Origin of the sequence: Tistrella mobilis, assembly GCF_039634785.1 — a bacterium.
In the GTDB taxonomy this organism is placed as follows: domain Bacteria; phylum Pseudomonadota; class Alphaproteobacteria; order Tistrellales; family Tistrellaceae; genus Tistrella; species Tistrella mobilis.
Genome location: NZ_JBBIAB010000006.1, coordinates 163,365 through 183,248, shown reverse-complemented (window position 1 = coordinate 183,248; position 19,884 = coordinate 163,365). Strand labels below are relative to the sequence as shown.

General features: G+C 69.6%; 15 protein-coding genes. 6 read left to right on the top strand and 9 right to left on the bottom strand.

Going from position 1 to position 19,884, the window contains the following annotated elements:
• Positions 1 to 42: 42 nt before the first annotated feature.
• Positions 43 to 1,335, top strand: a complete 1,293-nt coding sequence (locus WI697_RS10695; protein WP_345958441.1) for an MFS transporter — start codon at positions 43 to 45, stop codon at positions 1,333 to 1,335.
• A gap of 46 nt (positions 1,336 to 1,381) precedes the next feature.
• Positions 1,382 to 1,579 carry a type II toxin-antitoxin system MqsA family antitoxin gene (locus WI697_RS10690; RefSeq protein ID WP_345958440.1) on the top strand — a complete coding sequence of 66 codons (198 nt, stop codon included), beginning with the start codon at positions 1,382 to 1,384 and terminating at the stop codon, positions 1,577 to 1,579.
• Here the strand turns inward: WI697_RS10690 and WI697_RS10685 are convergent.
• Entirely contained in the window at positions 1,560 to 3,269 is a 1,710-nt protein-coding gene (locus tag WI697_RS10685) for a long-chain-fatty-acid--CoA ligase (protein WP_345958439.1), read from the bottom strand. The genes WI697_RS10690 and WI697_RS10685 overlap by 20 nt on opposite strands.
• A gap of 119 nt (positions 3,270 to 3,388) precedes the next feature.
• Between WI697_RS10685 and WI697_RS10680 the strand changes: the two genes are divergently transcribed.
• Entirely contained in the window at positions 3,389 to 4,147 is a 759-nt protein-coding gene (locus tag WI697_RS10680; RefSeq protein WP_345958438.1) for an SDR family oxidoreductase, read from the top strand.
• A gap of 21 nt (positions 4,148 to 4,168) precedes the next feature.
• Positions 4,169 to 4,894, top strand: a complete 726-nt coding sequence (locus WI697_RS10675) for a class I SAM-dependent methyltransferase (RefSeq protein ID WP_345958437.1) — start codon at positions 4,169 to 4,171, stop codon at positions 4,892 to 4,894.
• Between the two features lie 10 nt (positions 4,895 to 4,904).
• Here WI697_RS10675 and WI697_RS10670 read toward each other — a convergent pair whose 3' ends face one another.
• A complete protein-coding gene (locus tag WI697_RS10670; RefSeq protein ID WP_345958436.1) occupies positions 4,905 to 5,846 on the bottom strand; it encodes a GlxA family transcriptional regulator in 942 nt (313 codons plus the stop codon).
• Between the two features lie 100 nt (positions 5,847 to 5,946).
• Here WI697_RS10670 and WI697_RS10665 point away from each other — a divergent pair, with 100 nt between their 5' ends.
• Together WI697_RS10665 and WI697_RS10660 are read left to right on the top strand one after the other, a co-directional pair.
• Complete coding sequence (locus WI697_RS10665) at positions 5,947 to 6,792, top strand: dienelactone hydrolase family protein (RefSeq protein WP_345958435.1); 846 nt, start codon at positions 5,947 to 5,949, stop codon at positions 6,790 to 6,792.
• Positions 6,793 to 6,891: 99 nt separating this feature from the next.
• Positions 6,892 to 7,932: an alpha/beta hydrolase family protein gene (locus WI697_RS10660; RefSeq protein ID WP_345958434.1), complete on the top strand. Its 1,041-nt coding sequence runs from the start codon at positions 6,892 to 6,894 to the stop codon at positions 7,930 to 7,932.
• An 8-nt stretch (positions 7,933 to 7,940) separates the two neighbouring features.
• Here WI697_RS10660 and WI697_RS10655 read toward each other — a convergent pair whose 3' ends face one another.
• The 7 genes from WI697_RS10655 to WI697_RS10625 form a co-directional block, all read right to left on the bottom strand.
• Entirely contained in the window at positions 7,941 to 10,265 is a 2,325-nt protein-coding gene (locus WI697_RS10655) for a sensor histidine kinase (RefSeq protein WP_345958433.1), read from the bottom strand.
• Between the two features lie 170 nt (positions 10,266 to 10,435).
• Positions 10,436 to 11,896 (bottom strand): dihydropyrimidinase, encoded by a 1,461-nt coding sequence (hydA, locus tag WI697_RS10650; RefSeq protein WP_014747974.1) that lies wholly within the window; start codon positions 11,894 to 11,896, stop codon positions 10,436 to 10,438.
• Positions 11,897 to 11,956: 60 nt separating this feature from the next.
• Positions 11,957 to 13,486: an NCS1 family nucleobase:cation symporter-1 gene (locus tag WI697_RS10645; RefSeq protein ID WP_062768008.1), complete on the bottom strand. Its 1,530-nt coding sequence runs from the start codon at positions 13,484 to 13,486 to the stop codon at positions 11,957 to 11,959.
• Between the two features lie 183 nt (positions 13,487 to 13,669).
• Positions 13,670 to 14,974, bottom strand: a complete 1,305-nt coding sequence (preA, locus tag WI697_RS10640) for an NAD-dependent dihydropyrimidine dehydrogenase subunit PreA (RefSeq protein WP_062768005.1) — start codon at positions 14,972 to 14,974, stop codon at positions 13,670 to 13,672.
• A 27-nt stretch (positions 14,975 to 15,001) separates the two neighbouring features.
• Positions 15,002 to 16,375 (bottom strand): NAD(P)-dependent oxidoreductase, encoded by a 1,374-nt coding sequence (locus tag WI697_RS10635; RefSeq protein WP_345958432.1) that lies wholly within the window; start codon positions 16,373 to 16,375, stop codon positions 15,002 to 15,004.
• Between the two features lie 166 nt (positions 16,376 to 16,541).
• Positions 16,542 to 17,798, bottom strand: a complete 1,257-nt coding sequence (locus WI697_RS10630; protein WP_345958431.1) for a Zn-dependent hydrolase — start codon at positions 17,796 to 17,798, stop codon at positions 16,542 to 16,544.
• 99 nt (positions 17,799 to 17,897) lie between these two features.
• On the bottom strand, positions 17,898 to 19,397 hold the full coding sequence (locus WI697_RS10625; protein ID WP_014747979.1) for a CoA-acylating methylmalonate-semialdehyde dehydrogenase: 1,500 nt from the start codon (positions 19,395 to 19,397) through the stop codon (positions 17,898 to 17,900).
• Positions 19,398 to 19,884: the final 487 nt, after the last annotated feature.

Here is a 19,884-nt window from a genome sequence, read left to right as displayed (position 1 = left end):
AATCATAGGTTGATAACGGGCACCAGCGGAGAGGGCGCGCCCATGTCCACGATACCACTACCGGTCGCCGCCACGCGGCGGCGGCGCCTCAGGCCGATCATCGCGGCGACGGTGGGCTGCCTGCTGGAATGGTATGATTTCGCGGTCTACGGCTATTTCGCCGTGGTGATCGCGAAACTGTTCTTCCCGACCGGCTCGGACTGGACCTCGCTGCTGCTGGCGGTCGCGACCTTCGGGGTGGGCTTCGCCATGCGGCCGGTGGGTGCGCTGGTGCTGGGCACGCTGGCCGACCGGCGCGGCCGCAAGGCGGCGCTCAGCCTGACGATCACCACCATGGTCTTCGGCACCGCCCTCATCGCCTTCGCCCCCACCCATGCCCAGATCGGCCTCTGGGCGCCGGTGCTGATCGTGATCGGCCGCCTGATCCAGGGCTTCTCGGCGGGGGGTGAAATGGGGGTCGCCACCGCCTGGCTGGTGGAATATGCCGGGCCCGGCCGCCGCATGGTCCAGGCCAGTTTCCAGCAGATGACCCAGCTGACGGCGCTGCTCGCCGGCTCGCTGACCGGCGCGCTGGTCACCGGCCTGCTCTCCCCCGCCGAGGTCGAGGCCTGGGGCTGGCGGGTGCCGTTCATGGTCGGCCTGGTCATCGGGCCGATCGGCTGGTACATCCGCCGCCACACCGAAGAGCCGCCGGAATTCGCCGCCCGCCAGGCGGCGCGCCATCCTCAGGCCCCCCGGATATCTCCGGGCCATGTCATCCGCGCCCATCCACGCGCGGCGCTCGCCGGGTTCTGCATCACCATCCTCTGGACGATCTGCACCTATTTCTTTCTGGTCTACATGCCGACCTATGCCATCCGCGAACTGGGCATCGCCGCCGACGGGGCGCTGATCTCCAATGCCGTGGCGCTGGCGGTTGCCGTCCTCTTCGTGCCGGGCTTCGCCATCCTGGCCGACCGCCGGGGCCCGAAGCCGGTGATGACCGCGGCGGCGCTGGTGCTGCTCGCCGCCAGCTGGCCCGCGCTCGCCACCCTCACCAGCTTCCCCCATCTGCCGACGCTGATCCTGGTCCAGGCGGCGCTGGCCATCCCGATCGCGGCGTTCACCGGCCCGGCCGGCGGCGCCATGGCCGGCCTGTTCCCCCCTGAGACCCGCGCCACCGGCATGTCCATCGCCTATAATTTCGCCGTCACCCTGTTCGGCGGCTTCGCCCCCTTCATCGCCACCTGGGCGATCGGCGTCACCGGCGACCCGCATGCCCCGGCCTGGTATCTCTGCTTCGGCGCCGCCGCCGCCGTGATCGGAGTGCGGTTGATGGGCGGGCGGCGGGGGTGAAGAATTGCCGCTCTTGCCCCCACCCCTGGTTCAAGGAGGTCCCCGGATGAAATGCCCGGTTTGTGGTGCAGCGGAGCTTGTACCCGACACGCGCGATCAGACGTTCACCTGCAACGGCACCACGACGGTCATACGGCAGGTACGTGCAGATTACTGCCCGGCCTGCGGCGAATCCCTGACCGCCTCAGAGGAAACCGACCGGGTGATGCACGAGATGCGGCAGGTCATGGCCCGGTCTGCCTGAGCCGCCCCCGCTCCGCCTCCTGCAGGCTGCGCCAGTCGACCTTGTTGGTGGCGGTGCGCGGCAGGTCGTCGGCGAAGCTGATGAAGCGGGGCACCTTGTAGGCGGCAAGCTCGCCGCGGGCCCAGGTGATGATGTCCTCTGCCGTCACCCGGCCCTTCGCCTCGGGTTTCAGCACGATCACTGCCTTCACCGCCTCGCCCCGGCGGTCGTCGGGCACCGAGATGATGCAGGCGTCGCGGATGGCGGGATGGCGGAACAATGTGGTCTCGATCTCCGCCGGCCAGGCCTTGAAGCCGCCGACATTGATCATCCGCTTCAGCCGGTCGACGGCGTAGAAATAGCCAGCCGCATCGCGCCGGCCCAGATCGCCGGTGCGCAGGAAACGCTTGCCGTCTCGCTCGAAAAAGGCCTCGGCATCGGCCTCGGGGCGTCGCCAGTAGCCTTTCAGGATCTGCGGCCCGGCCACCACGATTTCGCCCGTCTCCCCCACCGGCAGCTCGGCCAGGGTGTCGGGGTCGACGATGCGGGCATCGGTGTCGTGGATCGGGATGCCCAGGCATTGCGGCCGGGGCGCGTGCATCGGGTTCATATGGGTGGGCGACATGGTCTCGGTCATGCCATAGCCTTCGATGAAGGTCAGGCCGTAGCGCTGTTTCAGCTCCGCCGCCACCGCCTCGGGCATGGCGGCGCCGCCGCCGGTCAGCACCCGCACCCGATCCAGACAGGCCGGGTCGAAATTGTCCGATCCCAGCACGTCGACCACCATCGCAGGCGCCGCGTTCCAGAAGCTCACCCGCCGCCCGGCCAGCAGCACCGGCACCAGATCGCGGTCCCAGCGGGTCATCAGCACGATTTCGCAGCCCGCAACCAGGGCCGCGTTCATCGAGGCCTGCATGCCCGCGACATGGAACAGGGTCAGGAAGGCGGTGACGACGTCTTCGGCAGTCATCCGATAAAGCCGCTGCTGCGCCTCCGCCGTGAACAGCACCGACAAATGGGTGTGCATGCAGGCCTTGGGCCGCCCGGTCGAGCCCGAGGTATAGGGCATCAGGCAGAGATCGTCCGGCCCGCCCGCGGCCGGCGGCAGCGGCGTCGTCTCCTGCGCCATCACCTGCCGCCAGTCGTACCAGCCATCGGGCAGCGCCGCCCGGCCGGCGGTCATGACCGCCGGTTTCGGAAAGCGCGGATCCCAGCCCGCCATGTCGTCGTAATGCGCGGCGATCACCGTCTCCAGCGGGCCATCCGCACCCGATAGCGGCGCAAAACTCTCCACCAGCTCGTCGCCCAGGATCGCGACCCGGGCGCCGCTGTCGGCGAGGATGTGAGAGAGTTCCGCACTTCGATACATCGGGTTCACCGGCACGCCGACCGCATCGGCCCTGAGCACGGCATGATAGGCGATCACATACTGCGGCGAGTTCTGCAGCGCGATCAGCACCCGGTCGCCCCGCCGCACCCCGAAACGGCCGACCAGCACCGCCGCCAGCCGCTCCACCGCCGCCGCGAGCCCGGCATAGTCGAGCGTCGCGCCGTAATAGAACAACGCCGTCCGGTCGGGCAGGCGCGCCGCGGTCGCCCCCAGCGCCTCGACCATCGTCCGGTTGGCGAGGGTGAGCGAGCGCGGCTCGTCCACCGGCCAGGGGTCGGTCACGGGAGCAGGATCGGTGGCAGGAATGCTCTCGGTGGACATCGCTCGCTCGGCCCGCATTGTTTGATCAAAGATCATCAAGTATCCTCGCCTCCGGGCCTTGCGGTCAATGCGCGGATGTGCGGTCGTGAGGCGATATCCATGGGCAAGGGAGAGACGGGATGACCCGGGATGCGGAGAAGATCCTGCTGGTGACCGGCGGCGGGCGCGGCATCGGCGCCGCGACCTGCCGGCTGGCGGCGGCCGCCGGCTATTGCGTGGCGGTCAACTATGCCCGCGACGAGGCCGCGGCAACCGCGCTGGTGGCCGAACTGGAAGCCACGGGTGCCCGGGCAGCGGCCTTCCGCGGCGACATGGGAGAGCCGGGTGCCGCCGATGCGCTGGTGGCGGCGGTGGTCGAACGCTTCGGCGGCCTGACCCATCTGGTCAACAATGCCGGCATCACCGGCACCGGTGCGCGGCTTGCCGATGCCGATCCGGCCGTGATCACCCGGGTGATCGATCTGAACGTCACCGGCGCGATCATGGTCGCCCGGGCGGCGGCGCAGGCCATGGCGACCAGCCGCGGCGGCCGGGGCGGCGTGATGGTCAATGTCTCTTCCGCAGCCGCCACGCTCGGCAGCCCGGGGGAATTCGTCTGGTATGCCGCCTCCAAGGGCGCGATCGACAGCCTGACCATCGGCCTGTCGCGCGAACTCGCCGCCGACGGCATCCGGGTGAATGCGGTGGCGCCGGGGCTGATCGAGACCGGCATTCATGCCGATGCCGGCATGCCCGACCGGGTGGAACGCATGGCGCCCAACATCCCCCTCGCCCGCGCCGGCAGCCCGGAAGAGGTTGCCGAGACGATCCTGTTCCTGCTATCCGACGCCTCCTCTTACGTGTCGGGCACCATCGTCAGGGTGGCCGGCGGACGCTGACCGCCTGCGGGAGACGGGATCATGACCGGCAAGGACGACGACGGCTGGCGGGCTTCCGCCGACGCCTGGGTGCGCGAGCAGGGTGAGCACGGCGATTACGGCCGCGCCCATGTGCTCGATCCGGTCCTGATCCCCTGGCTTCGCGGCCGGGGTTTCCGCTCGGCCCTCGATGTCGGCTGCGGCGAGGGCCGCTTCTGCCGGATCCTCGCCCGGGAAGGCATCCGGGCGACCGGCATCGACCCCACCCCGGAACTGCTCGCCGTCGCCCGCGCGCGCGATCCCGACGGCGATTACCGCCCGGGCCGCGCCGAAGCGCTCGACTTCCCCGAGGCCAGCTTCGATCTGGTGGTCAGCTGTCTGACCCTGATCGACATCCCCGACATCGAGGCCGCGATCCCCGAAATGGCGCGGGTGCTGAAGCCGGGCGGCAGCCTGCTGGTCGCCAACCTGACCGGGTTCACCAGCGCCTCGGCAGATCGTGGCTGGCAGTATGATGCCGATGGCCGGCCCGATCACTTCGCCCTCGACCGCTATCTGGAAAGCCGGCCGATGCAGGTCGGCTGGCGCGGCATCCGGATCGTGAACTGGCACCGGCCGCTGTCGACCTATATGCAGCTGTTCCTGAAGGCCGGCCTCCGCCTTACCTGGTTCGACGAACCGGCCCCCACCGGCGGGCCCGCGGATCAGGCGGCGCGATATGCCCGCGTGCCCTATTTCGTGGTCATGGCATGGCAGAAGCCGGGCTGATCCGGCGTGGTCACACCCGCCGGCCGACAGCGCCCACCCGCCGCATCAGCCGGCGGAGCGTCGAGGCATCGGCATAGCCGACCCGGGCTGCGATCTCTTCCATCGACAGCCTGGTCGTCTCGCGCAGCTCCGTCGCCCGCTCCAGCCTGAGGCGCTGGATGAAGCCCACCGGCGACAGGCCGGTGGCGCGGGCCATCCGGCGGGCGAAGGTTCGGGGCGCGAGCCCCGCCGCCGCCGCCATCTCCGCGGCCGTGAAGGGCTGGCCCAGCCGTGCCCGCGCCCAGGCCTCGGCGCGGGCGATGCGGTCATCGGCCGCGGCCATGAAACCCGGCGCCATATAGCGTGCCTGGGATGACCGCTGGTCCAGCAGCAGCAGCCGCGCGCAATCCTGCGCCAGGCCCGGCCCGCCATGGCGCGCCACCACCTGCAGCATCAGATCCATCTGCGCCATCGCGGCACCGGCGGTTGTGACCGGCCCGTCGCGCACCACCAGCGCATCCGGATCGAGCCGGACCTGCGGATGCATCCGGGCGAAAACCGGGGCCAGCCACCAGCTGGTCGTCGCCCGCCGCCCGTCGAGCAGCCCCGCCGCCGCCAGCAGAAAGACCGAGGAACAGGCCGCCGCCACCTCGGCCCCGCCGGCCACCGCCGCCGCCAGCCGCACCCCCGCCGCCTGCACATCGGGACGGGCCAGCCCCGCCGCCAGCGCGTCCGGCGTCGCGAAGCCCAGCCCCGGCACCACCAGCAGATCGGCCGGCGGCGCATCTGCCTCGGCGACCGTCAGGTTCAGAAAGGCACCGGCCACCCCGGCGCCGGCACCGGACAGGCGCAGGCTGAAAAGCCGCGTCCGCCCCGCCTGCCCGCGCAGCCGGTTGGCGGTTTCGACCAGATCGGCGGTGATGGCGAGCCCCGAAGCCATCATGCCGTCGAGGGCGATCAGCTCGATGATCATCCTGGCGAAAAATCCCCGAAACATGTCAATCCGGCCACTGGCGACCAGCATGCCCGCCCGCCATCCTGGGGGCAAGACCAGCCCACCAGGAGACGCCCCCATGCACGCACTGGATCAGGACGACGATCTGGCGGATTTCGAGCCGCGCGAGATCACCATCGACGACGTCACCCGCCGGGTCTGGGTGGGCGGCCAGGGAGCAGGAGCCGGAGCGGGAGCCGGAGCAGGGGGCCCCGCCGTGATCGTGATGACCGAAATGCCGGGCATCAGCCCCGAGGTCGCCCGCTTCGCCCGCTGGGTGCGCGATGCCGGCTTCACCGTCTGGATGCCGTCGCTCTTCGGCCGCGACGGCGCGGTGCCGGGGGCGGATGAGGGGGCCGCGATCTTCCGCCGCACCTGCATCGCCGCCACCTTTCGCGCCGTGGCGACCGGCGGCCCCGGTGCCGTCACCGACTGGCTGCGCGGCCTGGCCCGGATCGCGCACCAGGCCTGCGGCGGGCCGGGCGTGGGGGCCATCGGCATGTGCTTCACCGGCAATTATGCGCTGTCGATGATGCTGGAGCCGGCCGTGCTCGCCCCGGTGCTCTGCCAGCCCTCTCTGCCGCTGGATGCACCCGCGGCGATAGAGAGCCCGCCCGAGGAACTGGCCGCGGTCCGCGCCCGGCTGGAGCGCGAGGATCTGACGGTGCTGGCCTATCGCTTCGCCGGCGATGCCGTCTGCCGGGCCGAGCGCTTCGCCGCCTATGAACGCGCGCTGGGCGACCGCTTCCGGCCGCGCACCCTGCCCGACACGGCCGCCCGGCGCGAGGGGCTTTCCCCCTTCTTCGCCCGCCATGTCCCCACCCCCCACAGCGTGGTCACCGCCCATCTGATCGACGAGGCCGGCCAGCCGACCCTGGCCGCGCGGGACGAGATTCTGGCCTTTTTCGCGGAGCGGCTGACCTGAATCGCGATCCCGGACGTCCTCGATCGTGATCGAGGACGCCGCGCGGCGGCAGATCGGGCATGACGGCCGGGTGGTTCCCATCACCTGAAGGCTCTCTGCATGCCCCGTTTGCGCTCCCGCCTCCTGCTCGCCCTCGCCTGGTTGCTGCTGGGCATCACCGGCGCGTCGGCCACGCCCGGTTTCCGGACCGCCACGATCGAGACGCCGGAGCGGCCGCACCCTCTCACCCTCGCGATCTGGTACCCGGCGGCCGATGACGGCACGCCCCGGCTGGTGGGCGACAACCCGGTCTTCCAGGGCGTCGCGGTCCGCGAGGCCGCCACCCCCCTCTCCGGCCGCCACCCGCTGGTCGTGCTCTCCCACGGCTTCGGCGGCAACCGCTTCAACCAGGCCTGGCTTGCCGTACAACTTGCAGACGCAGGCTATGTGGTTGCCGCGACCGATCATCCCGGCACCTCCACCTTCGACCACGATCCCGATCAGGCGGCCGCGCTGTGGCGGCGCCCGGCCGATCTCAGCCGGGTGATCGATCACCTGACCGGCGCAGCCGATCTCTCCGCCATGGTCGATCCGGCCCGCATCGCCGTCATCGGCCATTCGCTCGGCGGCTGGACGGCGGTCGAAATCGCCGGCGGCCGGTTCGATGCCGACGCCTTCACCCGAAACTGCGCCGAGACCACCAGCATCGCCTGCACCATCCTGGCCCGGATCGGCCGGCTGTCCGATCCCGACTGGCGGTCGCACATGGCGGCGGATCTGGCGGATCCGCGCGTGAGCGCGGTCATCGCCCTGGATCCGGGCGGCATCGGCGGCTTCACGCAAGCCAGCCTCAAGGGCATCACGATCCCGGTGCTGGTGATCGCCGCCGGTATCGACCGGATTCATCTGCCGGCCGAAACCGAAGCCCGGCGCCTGGCCGGGCTGCTGCCGGACCGGTCGACCGACGTCCACGAACTCCCCGATGCCGCCCATTTCAGCTTCATCGGCCTCTGCAAGCCCGGGGCCGCGGCGATCCTTGACCGGGAGCAGCCGGGCGACGGCATCCTCTGCCGGGATGGCGACGGCCGCGACCGGCCGGCCCTGCATGCGGAGACGACGACCCTGGTTCTGGAGGCGCTGACGACGGTCTGGCCGCGATGATCGGGCGGTCAGGCCTCGGGATGCCGCGGCAGGGTGATCCGGACCCGCAGCCCGCTTGACGCCTCCCCCGCCGCACACCGGTCGGTCAGTTCCAGCCGCCCGCCATGCAGCTCGGCATAATGGCGGGCAAGCGGCAGGCCCAGCCCCACCCCGGCGCGTTCGGGCCGCACCGACCCCGACGGCATCGAGAACGGCTCGGTCACGGTCTGCAGCCGCTCGGCCGGAACCCCCGGCCCGTCGTCGGTGATGTCGATCGACACGCGATCATCGGCGCTGCCGTCGATGCGGATCTGGACATGGCCGCCGCGATGGCCATAGCGGATGGCATTGTCGATCAGGAAGCCGATCATGCGCCGGGTCAGGCGGGCATCGACATCGGCGGTGGTGTTGCCGCGGGCCCCGATATCGAGCGTCGCGCCATAGCGGCGCAGCACGGCGGCGCAGGATGTCGCCGCCTCGCGCACCAGCGCATCCAGCCCGGCCGCCCGCCGTTCCGGCGACAGCTGGCCGCTTTCGATATTGGCCAGGTCCAGAAGCCCGTCGATGATCTGCAGCAGATGCCGCCCGGCCACCGCGATATGGCCGGCATAGTCGCGATAGGTGCCGACCCCCACAGGGCCCAGCATCTGGCCCTCGATCACGTCGGCAAAGCCGATCACTGCATTCAGCGGCGTGCGCAGCTCGTGGCTCATATGGGCCAGGAACAGCGATTTGGCAGCGCTGGCGGCGATCGCCCGGTTCTGCGCCGCCATGATTTCGAACTGGGCCCGCTTCATGTCGGTGATCTCTACCGACATCACCACCGCACCGTTCGGCAGCCCGGCCTCGTCGGTAACGCCCACCGCCGTCATCCGGAACCAGCGGGTCTGGTCGCGCACCTTCAGCCGGTATTCATGGCTGATCTCGGGCAGCCGGCCGGTCACCACCGACAGGATCGCCGCCACCGCATCGGCCTGGATCGGCGGCGCCATGCGGGCCGGGCCGGCGGGTTCGGCGCCGCCATAGCCGCCGGCCGCGCCCCGGAAGTCGCGGCCGACCTGAACATCCGGTGCCGTCTCGCCCATCTCTTCGGCGAAGCGGCTCCAGGCGCGGTTCACCGCCATCACATTGCCGGCCACATCCAGCAGCCAGACCTGGGCGGGGATGGTGTCGATAATCGCGGCCTGCATGCGCAGCAGCCGGTCGGTCTCACCCTGGCGGCTGCGCAGCACGCGGTTGGCGAGTTCGCGGTCGGTGATGTCGATCGCAGCCGTCAGGATCGCCGGCCGCCCCTCCCAATCCAGCCGATGGGTGGCGATCTCGACATAGAAGGTCCGGCCATCGGCGGCCCGGTGCCGCCAGGGGCCGCTCACCTCGTGGCCGCTGGCCCGGGTGGTCAGCCGGGTCATCAGCGCCGGGACATCCTCGGCCGGGCGCAGGTCCAGCAGGGTCATGCCCAGCAGGGTCTCGCGGTCATAGCCGTATTTTCCGACCATCGCCTCGTTGACCGACAGCAGGCGGAAATCCTGCTCGTCATAGATCCACATCGGCAGCGGGTTGGCGTCGTAGAGCGCCTGGATCATCTTCCGCTGGCTGGCAATGACCTCGGCCTCGCCCGGCGGTGCTGCCGGATCGCGCAGCACGCCCAGCCAGCCGCCCTCGAACAGCCGCGCCGGCGGCAGGGCCTGGATGCTCATCTTCAGAACCCGGGGCGTGCCGTCGCCGGGATGCAGCATCTCCAGCGCCTGCGCCTCCCCCTGGGCGGCGGCCCGTGCCGCCGCCTCGCGCAGCGGCCGCGCCATGCCGGGCCGGTCCAGCGGCGGCGGCAGCACGGCCGGTGCCGCGGCCGGGTCGAAATGGCGGCTGACATGGACCAGACGGCCCGGCGGGCCGTCCACCGGCCGCGCCTCCACCACCACCACGCCGTCGCGGCCGGCATCCAGCGCCGCCGCCAGCGTGGCGGCGCGTTCCTCGGCGGCCAGGCCCTGCAGCAGGATCTTCAGCTGGGCGCCCAGATCGCGGACCAGATCGGCCGGCACCACCTCGCCCGCACCGCCGGGCATCATGGCGGCCGGCAGGACCAGGGTCGCCAGCACCTGGCGCGGATGGATCAGCAGGCGGATCACCTGCTCGCAGCGCGGACCGTCGGCCCCGGCATCGATACCCGGCGCTTTCCAGTCGACAAGGATCCGGATGGCCGCCGCATTCCGGCCGGCCTGCCAGAGCGTCACCCTCACCGCCCCGGTGGCATCCCCCAGGGCGGCTGTCCATGCCACCAAGGCCGCCGCCGGCCCTCCGGCATCGGCAGCCGCATGCAACAGTCTTCGGTTGAGCGCGACCGGATCGATCGCCATCCCAGACTCCCGCCCCGCAGCCCCTGGCCGCGCTTCGCCCTCGTCCTCTTGTGCCAACGATACACCGGCCGGTCACCCGCGTCATGCAGGACCGTCAGATGAAAAGGCCCCGGCAGGGCGTGCATCCCTGCCGGGGCCGAAGAGGAGCCGGAGTCGTTACGGCGCGCTGATTATTCTGCCGCATCAGGCAGCTTGCGCTCCACCGGCACCGGTGCCTTTGCGGTCGCAATCTTGCCCAGCGCGTCGAACATCGGCGCGAAGTTCGGCCGCTTCACATAGCGGCCGCGGCCGGTCTTCACGTCCAGCGCACCGTTGCGATACACCACCTCGCCGGCCGAGACGGTCACCGCGGCCACACCCTCGACGGTCATGCCCTCGAAGATGTTGAAGTCGATGCGCTGATGATGGGTCCTGGCCGAAATGGTCTTCGTGGCCTTGGGGTCCCAGACCACCAGATCGGCATCGGCGCCGGGCGTGATCGCGCCCTTGCGCGGATAGATGTTGAAGATCTTGGCGGCATTGGCCGAAGTTGCGGCGACGAATTCATTGGGCGTCATCCGGCCGGCATTGACGCCGTGATGCCACAGCACCGCCATGCGGTCTTCGACACCGGCGGTGCCGTTCGGGATCTTCGTGAAATCGCCCACGCCCATCCGCTTCTGATCGGCGCAGAAGCAGCAGTGATCGGTGGCGGTGGTCTGCAGATTGCCCGACTGCAGGCCGCGCCACAGCGCCTCCTGATGCTCCTTCGACCGGAAAGGCGGGCTCATGACATAGGCGGCCGCCGTATCCCAGTCGGGATGGCGATAGACGCTGTCGTCGACCACCAGATGGCCGGCCAGCACCTCGCCGAACACCCGCTGGCCTTCCAGCCGGGCGCGGGTGATGGCTTCCAGCGCCTCCTTGCAGCTGACATGCACCACATAGATCGGCACGCCCAGCACCTGGGCGATGCGGATCGCGCGGTTGGCGGCCTCGCCTTCCACCTCGGGCGGCCGCGACAGCGGGTGACCCTCGGGGCCGGTGATGCCCATCTCCTTGATCTTCTGCTGCAGCGTCCAGACCAGTTCGCCGTTCTCGGCATGGACGGTCGGCATGGCGCCCAGTTCCAGCGAGCGCTGGAAGCTGCGGACCAGAACCTCGTCGGGCGCCATGATCGCGCCCTTATAGGCCATGAAGTGCTTGAAGCTGTTGACGCCTTCCTCGCGAACCAGCGTGCCCATATCGGCATGGACGCTGTCGTCCCACCAGGTGACGGCGACATGGAAGCCGTAATCGGCCACCGCCTTCTCCGCCCAGCCGCGCCAGGTGCGATAGGCCTCCATCAGCGGCTGCTGCGGATCGGGGATCACGAAATCGATGATCGAGGTGGTGCCCCCGGCCAGCCCCGCCGCGGTGCCGGTCTCGAAATCCTCGCTCGCGACCGTGCCCATGAAGGGCAGCTGCATATGGGTGTGCGGGTCGATGCCGCCCGGCATCACCAGCGCACCGCCGGCATCGACCACCTCGGCGCCCGCGGGCACGTCCAGGTTTTCGCCCACCGCGACGATGCGGCCATCGGCACAGTAGACGTCGGCCCGCGTCGTCGCGTCGGCGGTGACGACCGTGCCTCCCTTGATCAGCAACGACATGTATCTGCTCCTTGGTGACGGTTCGGACGGGGTTCCAGGCGGGGGGCCGGAAGGGACGGGTCAGTCTGCGGTGCGGCCGCGCATCAGCACCAGATAGACCGCGGCCGAGACGGCAAGCCCGACGAACCAGGCATAGCCGTAAAGATCGGTCCAGAACGGGGCCACCGCGCCGATGATGCCGGCCTTGGACAGAAAGCCCGGCAGGTTGGGCAGGATGCCCAGCACCAGCGCGATGATGGCGGCCGGGTTCCAGCCACCCTTGTAGGTATAGGGGCCGTCGGACGAGAACAGCCCGTCGATGTCCAGCCGCGTGCGGCGCAGGAAGAAGTAGTCGGCGATCAGCAGCCCGGCGATGGGGCCCAGCAGCGCCGAATAGCCCACCAGCCAGACGAACAGATAATCGCCCGCGCTCTCCATCAGCTTCCAGGGAAACATCGCGATGCCGATGGCGGCGGTGATGTAGCCACCCATCCTGAACGAAATCTTCGCCGGCGCCAGATTGGAAAAGCCGTTGGCGGGCGCCACCATATTGGCGGCGATGTTGGTGGTCAGCGTCGCCACCAGCAGGGCGAACAGCGCCAGCACCACGCCCATGCCGCCCATGCGGCCGGCCAGCGCCACGGGGTCCCAGACCGCCTCGCCATAGATCACCACGGTGGCCGAGGTGACGGCGACGCCGATGAAGGCGAACAGCGCCATCGGCAGCGGCAGGCCGATCGCCTGGCCCAGGAACTGGTCACGCTGGCTGCGGGCGAAGCGGGTGAAATCGGGGATGTTCAGCGCCATCGTCGCCCAGAAGCCGACCATGGCGGTGAGGCCGGGCCAGAAGACCGACCAGAACTGGCCCTCTTTGGCACCGCCGGGGCCGAAGGCCGAGGGCTGCGAGAACATGGCGCCGAAGCCGCCGGCATTCACATAGGCCCAGCCCAGCAGCGCCAGCCCCATGGCCAGCAGCACCGGGGCCGCGGCCTTTTCCAGCCAGCGGATGGATTCGGTGCCCTTGGCCACGAACCAGAGATGCAGGCCCCAGAAGGCCAGGAAGCACAGCAGCTGGGCGATATCGATGCCCAGCCCCGGCAGGGGGGCGCCGGTGACGCCGCCGCCGGTGACGGCATTCAGGATCACATAGATCGCCTGGCCGCCGACCCAGGTGTTGATGCCGAACCAGCCGCAGGCGACCAGGCCGCGCATCAGCGCCGGCAGCCGGGCACCGCGGGTGCCGAAGGATGCCCTGAGCAGCACCGGGAAGGGGATGCCGTGCTTCGCGCCGGCATGGCCCACCGCCATCATCGGCGCCAGCACGATCAGATTGCCGACCAGCACGGTGGTGACCGCCTGCCACCAGCTCATGCCTTCCGACACCAGGCCGGCGGCGATCATATAGGTCGGCACGCAGACCACCATGCCGACCCAGAGGGCTGCGATCGACGGCCAGTCCCAGCTGCGCTGCTCGGCCGTGGTCGGCGCCAGATCCTCGTTCCAGAGGGCGGGGTCGTGCGCGACGGCACGCCGTGATGCGGCAGACTGCGCCGCGCTCGGTTTCGGGGCCGCACCGCGCGCGGCAGCACCGTACTCCATGCGATCCGACATGGGATCTCTCATCCTCCCGGGCATGGGATCGCCGGCAGCCCGCCCCCCTGCCATCCTCCGTCGCGCGCGGACGCGGGGGTGTGACGGGGATGCGGGGGCATGGCTGCCGGTGGTCCCGTGTTCGTCCTGCCTGTTCTTATAATCTGCACCGGTTTCGGGGAAGCCGGCCCCGTCTGTCGGCCGTCATTCGGCGGCGTCTACCGTCTCGGGCGTGCCGGCGGCGGCGGGCTTCGCCATCGGGTTGTTGGGGTGCTGGGTCCAGTTCAGGTATTCGGTGCCGGCATCCACCCGTTCCATGGTGATGCAGTTGTCCACCGGGCAGGCCAGCATGCACAGATTGCAGCCGACGCATTCGCTGTCGACCACGTCGAAATAGCGCGCGCCGTCCTTCTCCGCCGTGATCGCCTGGTGCGAGGTATCCTCGCAGGCGATGTGGCAGAGGCCGCATTTGATGCACTTGTCCTGGTCGATCCGCGCCTTGATGTCGTATTTCAGGTTCAGGAACTGCCAGTCGGTGACGTTCGGCACCGCCATGCCGCGGAAGTCGTCGATCCGGGCATAGCCCTTCTCGTCCATCCAGTTGTTCAGCCCGTCGATCATGTCGCGGACGATGCGGAAGCCGTAATGCATCGCGGCGGTGCAGACCTGCACCCCGCCGCAGCCGAGTGCGATGAATTCCGCCGCATCCCGCCAGGACTGCACGCCGCCGATGCCCGAGATCGGCAGGCCGCGGGTCGCGGCATCGCGGGCGATTTCGGCCACCATGTTGAGCGCGATCGGCTTCACCGCCGGGCCGCAATAGCCGCCATGGGTGCCCTTGCCGTCCACCGTCGGCGTCGGCGCCATCACGTCCAGATCGACCGAGACGATCGAATTGATGGTGTTGATCAGCGACACCGCATCGGCGCCGCCATTCTTCGCCGCCCGCGCCGACTGGCGGACATCGGTGATGTTGGGGGTCAGCTTCACGATGGTCGGCAGGCGCGAATGCTTCTTCACCCAGCGCGTGACCATCTCGACATATTCCGGCACCTGGCCGACCGCCGCACCCATGCCGCGTTCCGACATGCCGTGGGGGCAGCCGAAATTCAGCTCCAGCCCGTCGCAGCCGGTCTCTTCGACCATCGGCAGGATATACGCCCAGTCGGCCTCGTTGCAGGGCACCATCAGCGAGACCACGACCGCCCGGTCGGGCCAGTTGCGCTTCACCCGCGCAATCTCTTCCAGGTTCACCGCCAGCGGCCGGTCGGTGATCAGCTCGATATTGTTCAGGCCGGCGATGCGCTGGCCGTTATACGACACCGCGCCATAGCGCGAGGACACGTTCACCACCGGCGGGTCGATGCCCAGCGTCTTCCAGACCACGCCGCCCCAGCCGGCCTCGAAGGCGCGGACGACGTTGTATTCCTTGTCGGTCGGCGGGGCCGAGGCCAGCCAGAACGGATTGGGAGAGCGGATGCCGGCGATGTCGCAGGAAAGGTCGGCCATGACGGGATATCCTTCCGAAATTCGGGGTCAGGCCGCGCGGCCCTGGGCGGCAGCGAAGGCGGCATCGATCGACAGTGCCGCCTGCTTGCCGTGCTCCACCGCCTGAACGGTCAGGTCGATGCCGCCGGCGACGCAGTCGCCACCGGCCCAGACGCCGGCAAGCGAGGTGGCGAAGCCGGCATCGACGGCGATGCGGTCGCCGGTCATCTCCAGCACCGCCGCGCCGCCGAAGCCGTCGGGCAGCAGCACCTGGCCGATCGCCAGCAGCACCTGATCGGCGGCGATCAGCCGGGTCTCGCCGGTATCCACCGCCCGGCCGTCATCGCCGGCGCGGGTATAGGCGAATTCCACCCCCGTCACCCGGCCATCGGTCCCATGAACCTTCACCGGCCGCATCCAGGTGCGCAGCACCACGCCGTTCGACCGGGCAAAATCCTGCTCCACCGGCGTGGCGCTCATCTGTTCGGTGCCGCGGCGATAGACCATGGTCACGTCTTCGGCGCCCAGCTTCTTCGACTGCACCGCCGCATCGACCGCGGTGTTGCCGCCACCGATCACCACCACCTGACGGCCGACCGGCAGGGCGGACAGATCGTCGGCCTGGCGCAGCCGGGCGATGAAATCGACCGCGGGTTCCACCCCCGCCAGCGTCTCGCCCTCGGCGCCCAGCGCGCGCACCGCCCCAAGCCCCAGGCCCAGGAACACCGCGTCATACTCGGCGCGCAGCTGATCCAGGGTGATGTCGCGGCCCAGCATCTGGCCGGTCTTCACCTCGATGCCGCCGATCGACAGGATCCAGGCCACCTCGCGGGCGGCGAAATCATCGACCGTCTTATAGGCGGCGATGCCGTATTCGTTCAGCCCGCCCGCCTTCTCGCGCGCCTCGAACACCGTGACGTCATGGCCCAGCATGGCCAGGCGATGGGCGCAGGACAGCCCCGCCGGGCCGCCGCCCACGACAGCCACCCGCCGGCCGCTGGGGGCGGCCCGCCGGAACAGCCGGGTTGCGGGCGTGGTGTCGCTGCCATAGACCCATTCGGTGGCGTGGCGCTGCAGCAGGCCGATCTCGACCGGCTTGTCGTCCTGGTCGTGGCGCACGCAGGCCTGTTCGCACAGGATTTCGGTCGGGCAGACCCGGGCGCACATGCCGCCCATGATGTTGGCCGACAGGATATCGGTCGCGGCCCCCTTCATGTTGTCGGTCGCGATCTTGCGGATGAAGCTCGGAATGTCGATGGAGGTGGGGCACGCCTTCACGCAGGGCGCGTCCCAGCAGAAATGGCAGCGGCTCGCCTCGACCAGTGCCGCCCGCCCATGCAGCGGCGGATGGGCATCGAGGAAGTTCCGGCCGAGGTCTTCCGCCGGCAGACGGCCGGCCCGGATGTCACCCGTCTCGTCCATGATGAAGCTCGTCCTTCGTCTGTCATTGGTTGTCGGCCGGGGCTCTCTCAACCAAGGATGGAGATGGTGGAACCACCCCCGCCCTTCGCGGGTCCGCCGGTCCGTTGCCCCTGCGGCACATGCGGGCGCCGCAGGGGGTCGTCACGTCCTGGGAAGAAGCGCCGTATCAGGCCGCGTCGGCGGTGGCCCCCGATCCGGCATTGGCCCGTTCCAGCATTGCGCCCAGCAGCACTTCGGCGCCGGCCGCGACCCATTCGGGCTTGGCGTCCTCGATCTCGTTGTGGCTGATGCCGTCGATGCAGGGGATGAAGATCATGCCCGTGGGGGCGACCTTCGCCAGATAGCAGGCGTCGTGGCCGGCGCCCGAGACGATGTCGCGGTTGCTGAAGCCCGCCGCCGCGGTGGCGGCGCGCACGGCATTGACGCAGCCCTCTTCAAACGGCACCGGCGCGTAGTAGAAGATCTGCTCGACCTTCGCCTCCAGCCTGCCGTCGGCCACCACCTCGTCGATGGCGGCGCGCAGTTCGCGATCCATCTTCGAGAGCACCTCGTCATCGGGGTGGCGCAGGTCGATGGTGAAGAACACCCGGCCCGGGATGACGTTGCGGCTGTTGGGATGAACCTGCATCAGCCCCACCGTCGCGCAGGCGACCGGTGCATTGTCGAGACCGATCTTATTGACCGCCTGAACGATCTTCGCCGCCCCCAGCAGGGCGTCGCGGCGGATCGGCATCGGGGTCGGGCCGGCATGGGCCTCCTGGCCGGTCAGCACCACCTCGTACCAGCGCTGGCCCTGGGCGTGGGTGACGATGCCGATGGTCTTGCCCTCGGCCTCCAGGATCGGGCCCTGTTCGATATGGGCCTCGAAATAGGCGCCGACCGGCTTGCCCACCGGCTGATCGCCGGCATAGCCGATCCGCTCCAGCTCCTGGCCCATGGTCTTGCCGTCCAGATCGGCGCGGCTGAGGCCGTAATCCAGGTCGAACACGCCCGCGAACACGCCCGACGCCACCATGGCCGGGGCGAAGCGCGAGCCTTCCTCATTGGTCCAGACCGCCACCTCGACCGGCGCCTCGGTCTCGTAATTGAGGTCGTTGAGCGTGCGCAGCACCTCCAGCCCCGCCAGCACGCCATAGACGCCGTCGAAACGGCCGCCGGTCGGCTGGCTGTCCAGATGGCTGCCGGTCATCACCGGCGGCAGCGACGGGTTGCGGCCTTCGCGGCGGGCGAAGATGTTGCCCATCTTGTCCACCGTGATGGTGCAGCCCGCCTCCTTCGCCCATTTCACGAACAGATCGCGGCCCTGGCGGTCCAGATCGGTCAGCGCCAGGCGGCAGACGCCGCCCTTTTCGGTGGCACCGATTTTGGCCATCTCCATCAGGCTGTCCCAGAGCCGTTCGCCGTTGATCCGGATGTTCGACATGGTGTGATCGTCCCCTGATCCTGTGTCTCGAATACGATGCGATGAGATGAGTCTACACCCGTGCCGCATGGGCGGCGGCATCGGATCTGCCGTGCCCGCTCATCCCATCGTCGGAAAGTTGAACTGCGCACCGGCGCGGATGCCGGTCGGCCAGCGCTGGGTGACGGTCTTGAGGCGGGTGTAGAACTTCACCCCTTCCGGCCCGTAGATGTGATGGGCGCCGAAGAGCGAGCGCTTCCAGCCGCCGAAGCTGTGATAGGCGACCGGCACCGGCAGCGGCACGTTGACGCCGACCATGCCGATCCGGACCCGGCTCACGAAATCGCGGGCCGCATCGCCGTCGCGGGTGAAGAGCGCGGTGCCGTTGCCGTATTCATGGGCGTTGATCATGCCCACCGCGTCTTCGTAAGACCCGCTGCGCACCACCGACAGCACCGGGCCGAAGATCTCTTCGCGGTAGATGGTCATGTCGGTCGTCACCCGGTCGAACAGGGTGCCGCCGACGAAATAGCCGTTCTCATAGCCCTGCAGGCGGAAATTGCGGCCGTCGACCAGCAGCTTCGCGCCCTCTTCCACGCCCTTGTCGATATAGCCGCGCACCTTGCGGGCGTGGATGTCGGAAATCAGCGGCCCCATCTCGGCGGCGCTGTCGGTGGCGGGGCCGACCTTCAGCGCTTCCACCCGCGGGATCAGCTTTTCGACCAGCCGGTCGGCGGTCTCTTCGCCCACCGGCACGGCCACCGAAATCGCCATGCAGCGCTCACCCGCCGAGCCGTAGCCGGCCCCCATCAGCGCATCCACCGCCTGGTCCAAATCGGCATCGGGCAGAATGACCATGTGGTTCTTGGCGCCGCCCAGCGCCTGGACCCGCTTGCCGGCCGCGGTGCCGGTCGCATAGACATATTCGGCGATCGGGGTGGAGCCCACGAAGCTCACCGCCTCGATCCGCGGATCGGTCAGCAGCACGTCGACGGCTTCCTTGTCGCCATGGACGACGTTCAGCACACCCGCCGGCAGGCCGGCCTCATGCGCGATTTCGGCCACCAGCAGCGCCGCGCTCGGGTCTTTTTCCGACGGCTTCAGGATGAAGGTGTTGCCGGCGGCGATCGCCAGCGGGAACATCCACAGCGGCACCATGGCCGGGAAGTTGAACGGCGTGATGCCGGCGACCACGCCCAGCGGCTCGCGGACGTCGAAACTGTCGATCGCCGGGCCGACATTGCGGCTGTATTCGCCCTTCAGCAGCTGCGGGATGCCGCAGGCGAATTCCACCACCTCGATCCCGCGGGCCACCTCGCCCAGCGCATCGGCATGGGTCTTGCCGTGTTCGGCGCTGATCGCGCGGGCGATCTCGTCGGCTCGGGCATCGAGCAGTTCCTTGAAGCGGAACATGATCCGGCCGCGCTTGGCCGGCGGGGTCGCCGCCCAGGCCGGGAAGGCCTCTGCCGCCACGCCGATCGCGCGTTCCACCTCGGCCCGGGTCGCAAGGCCAAGCTCGGCCGTCTGCTCGCCGGTCGCGGGGTTGAAGACCGGGCTGCGGCGGGGGCCTTCAGGGGCGACGCGCGCGCCGCCGATCAGATGCTCGATGGTCCGGGACATGGGGTGGTCTTTCGTCCTCTGCGGGCCGCCCGGGCGGCTGAACGCTGCCGGGCGGGATGTTTGCGGGGGGGCTGTCGTAAGACGGGCCGGCCGGCACGGGCCGCTCTCGGGGCTCAGGGCACGACTCTCCCGTCGCGTCGCGGGCAGGCCGCAGACGGAAATCGGGCGTCGGGGCATAGGGGCCATGCGGCGGATGGCAACTGCCGGAAACGACGACACGGCCCGGCCCGAACGGGTCAGGGGTGACGATCATCCCGCAGGCGGATCACCCGGCATGGGGCATCCGAAGATGGGTCAGTCGAAGCTGGTCATTCTCAAAGGGCCTCCCGGCATATCGGTCGAAACGGGTGGAGGGTGTCCACACGCCCGCTCGGCTCGGCCATACTGCTCCACTGTCAGACGGCGCCGGGTCTCTCCCACCGGTGCTCGCCCTCACCGGGCCGCTTGACGCGGCCTCTGTCTTCCTGATCCTGGAACGATGTGCGCG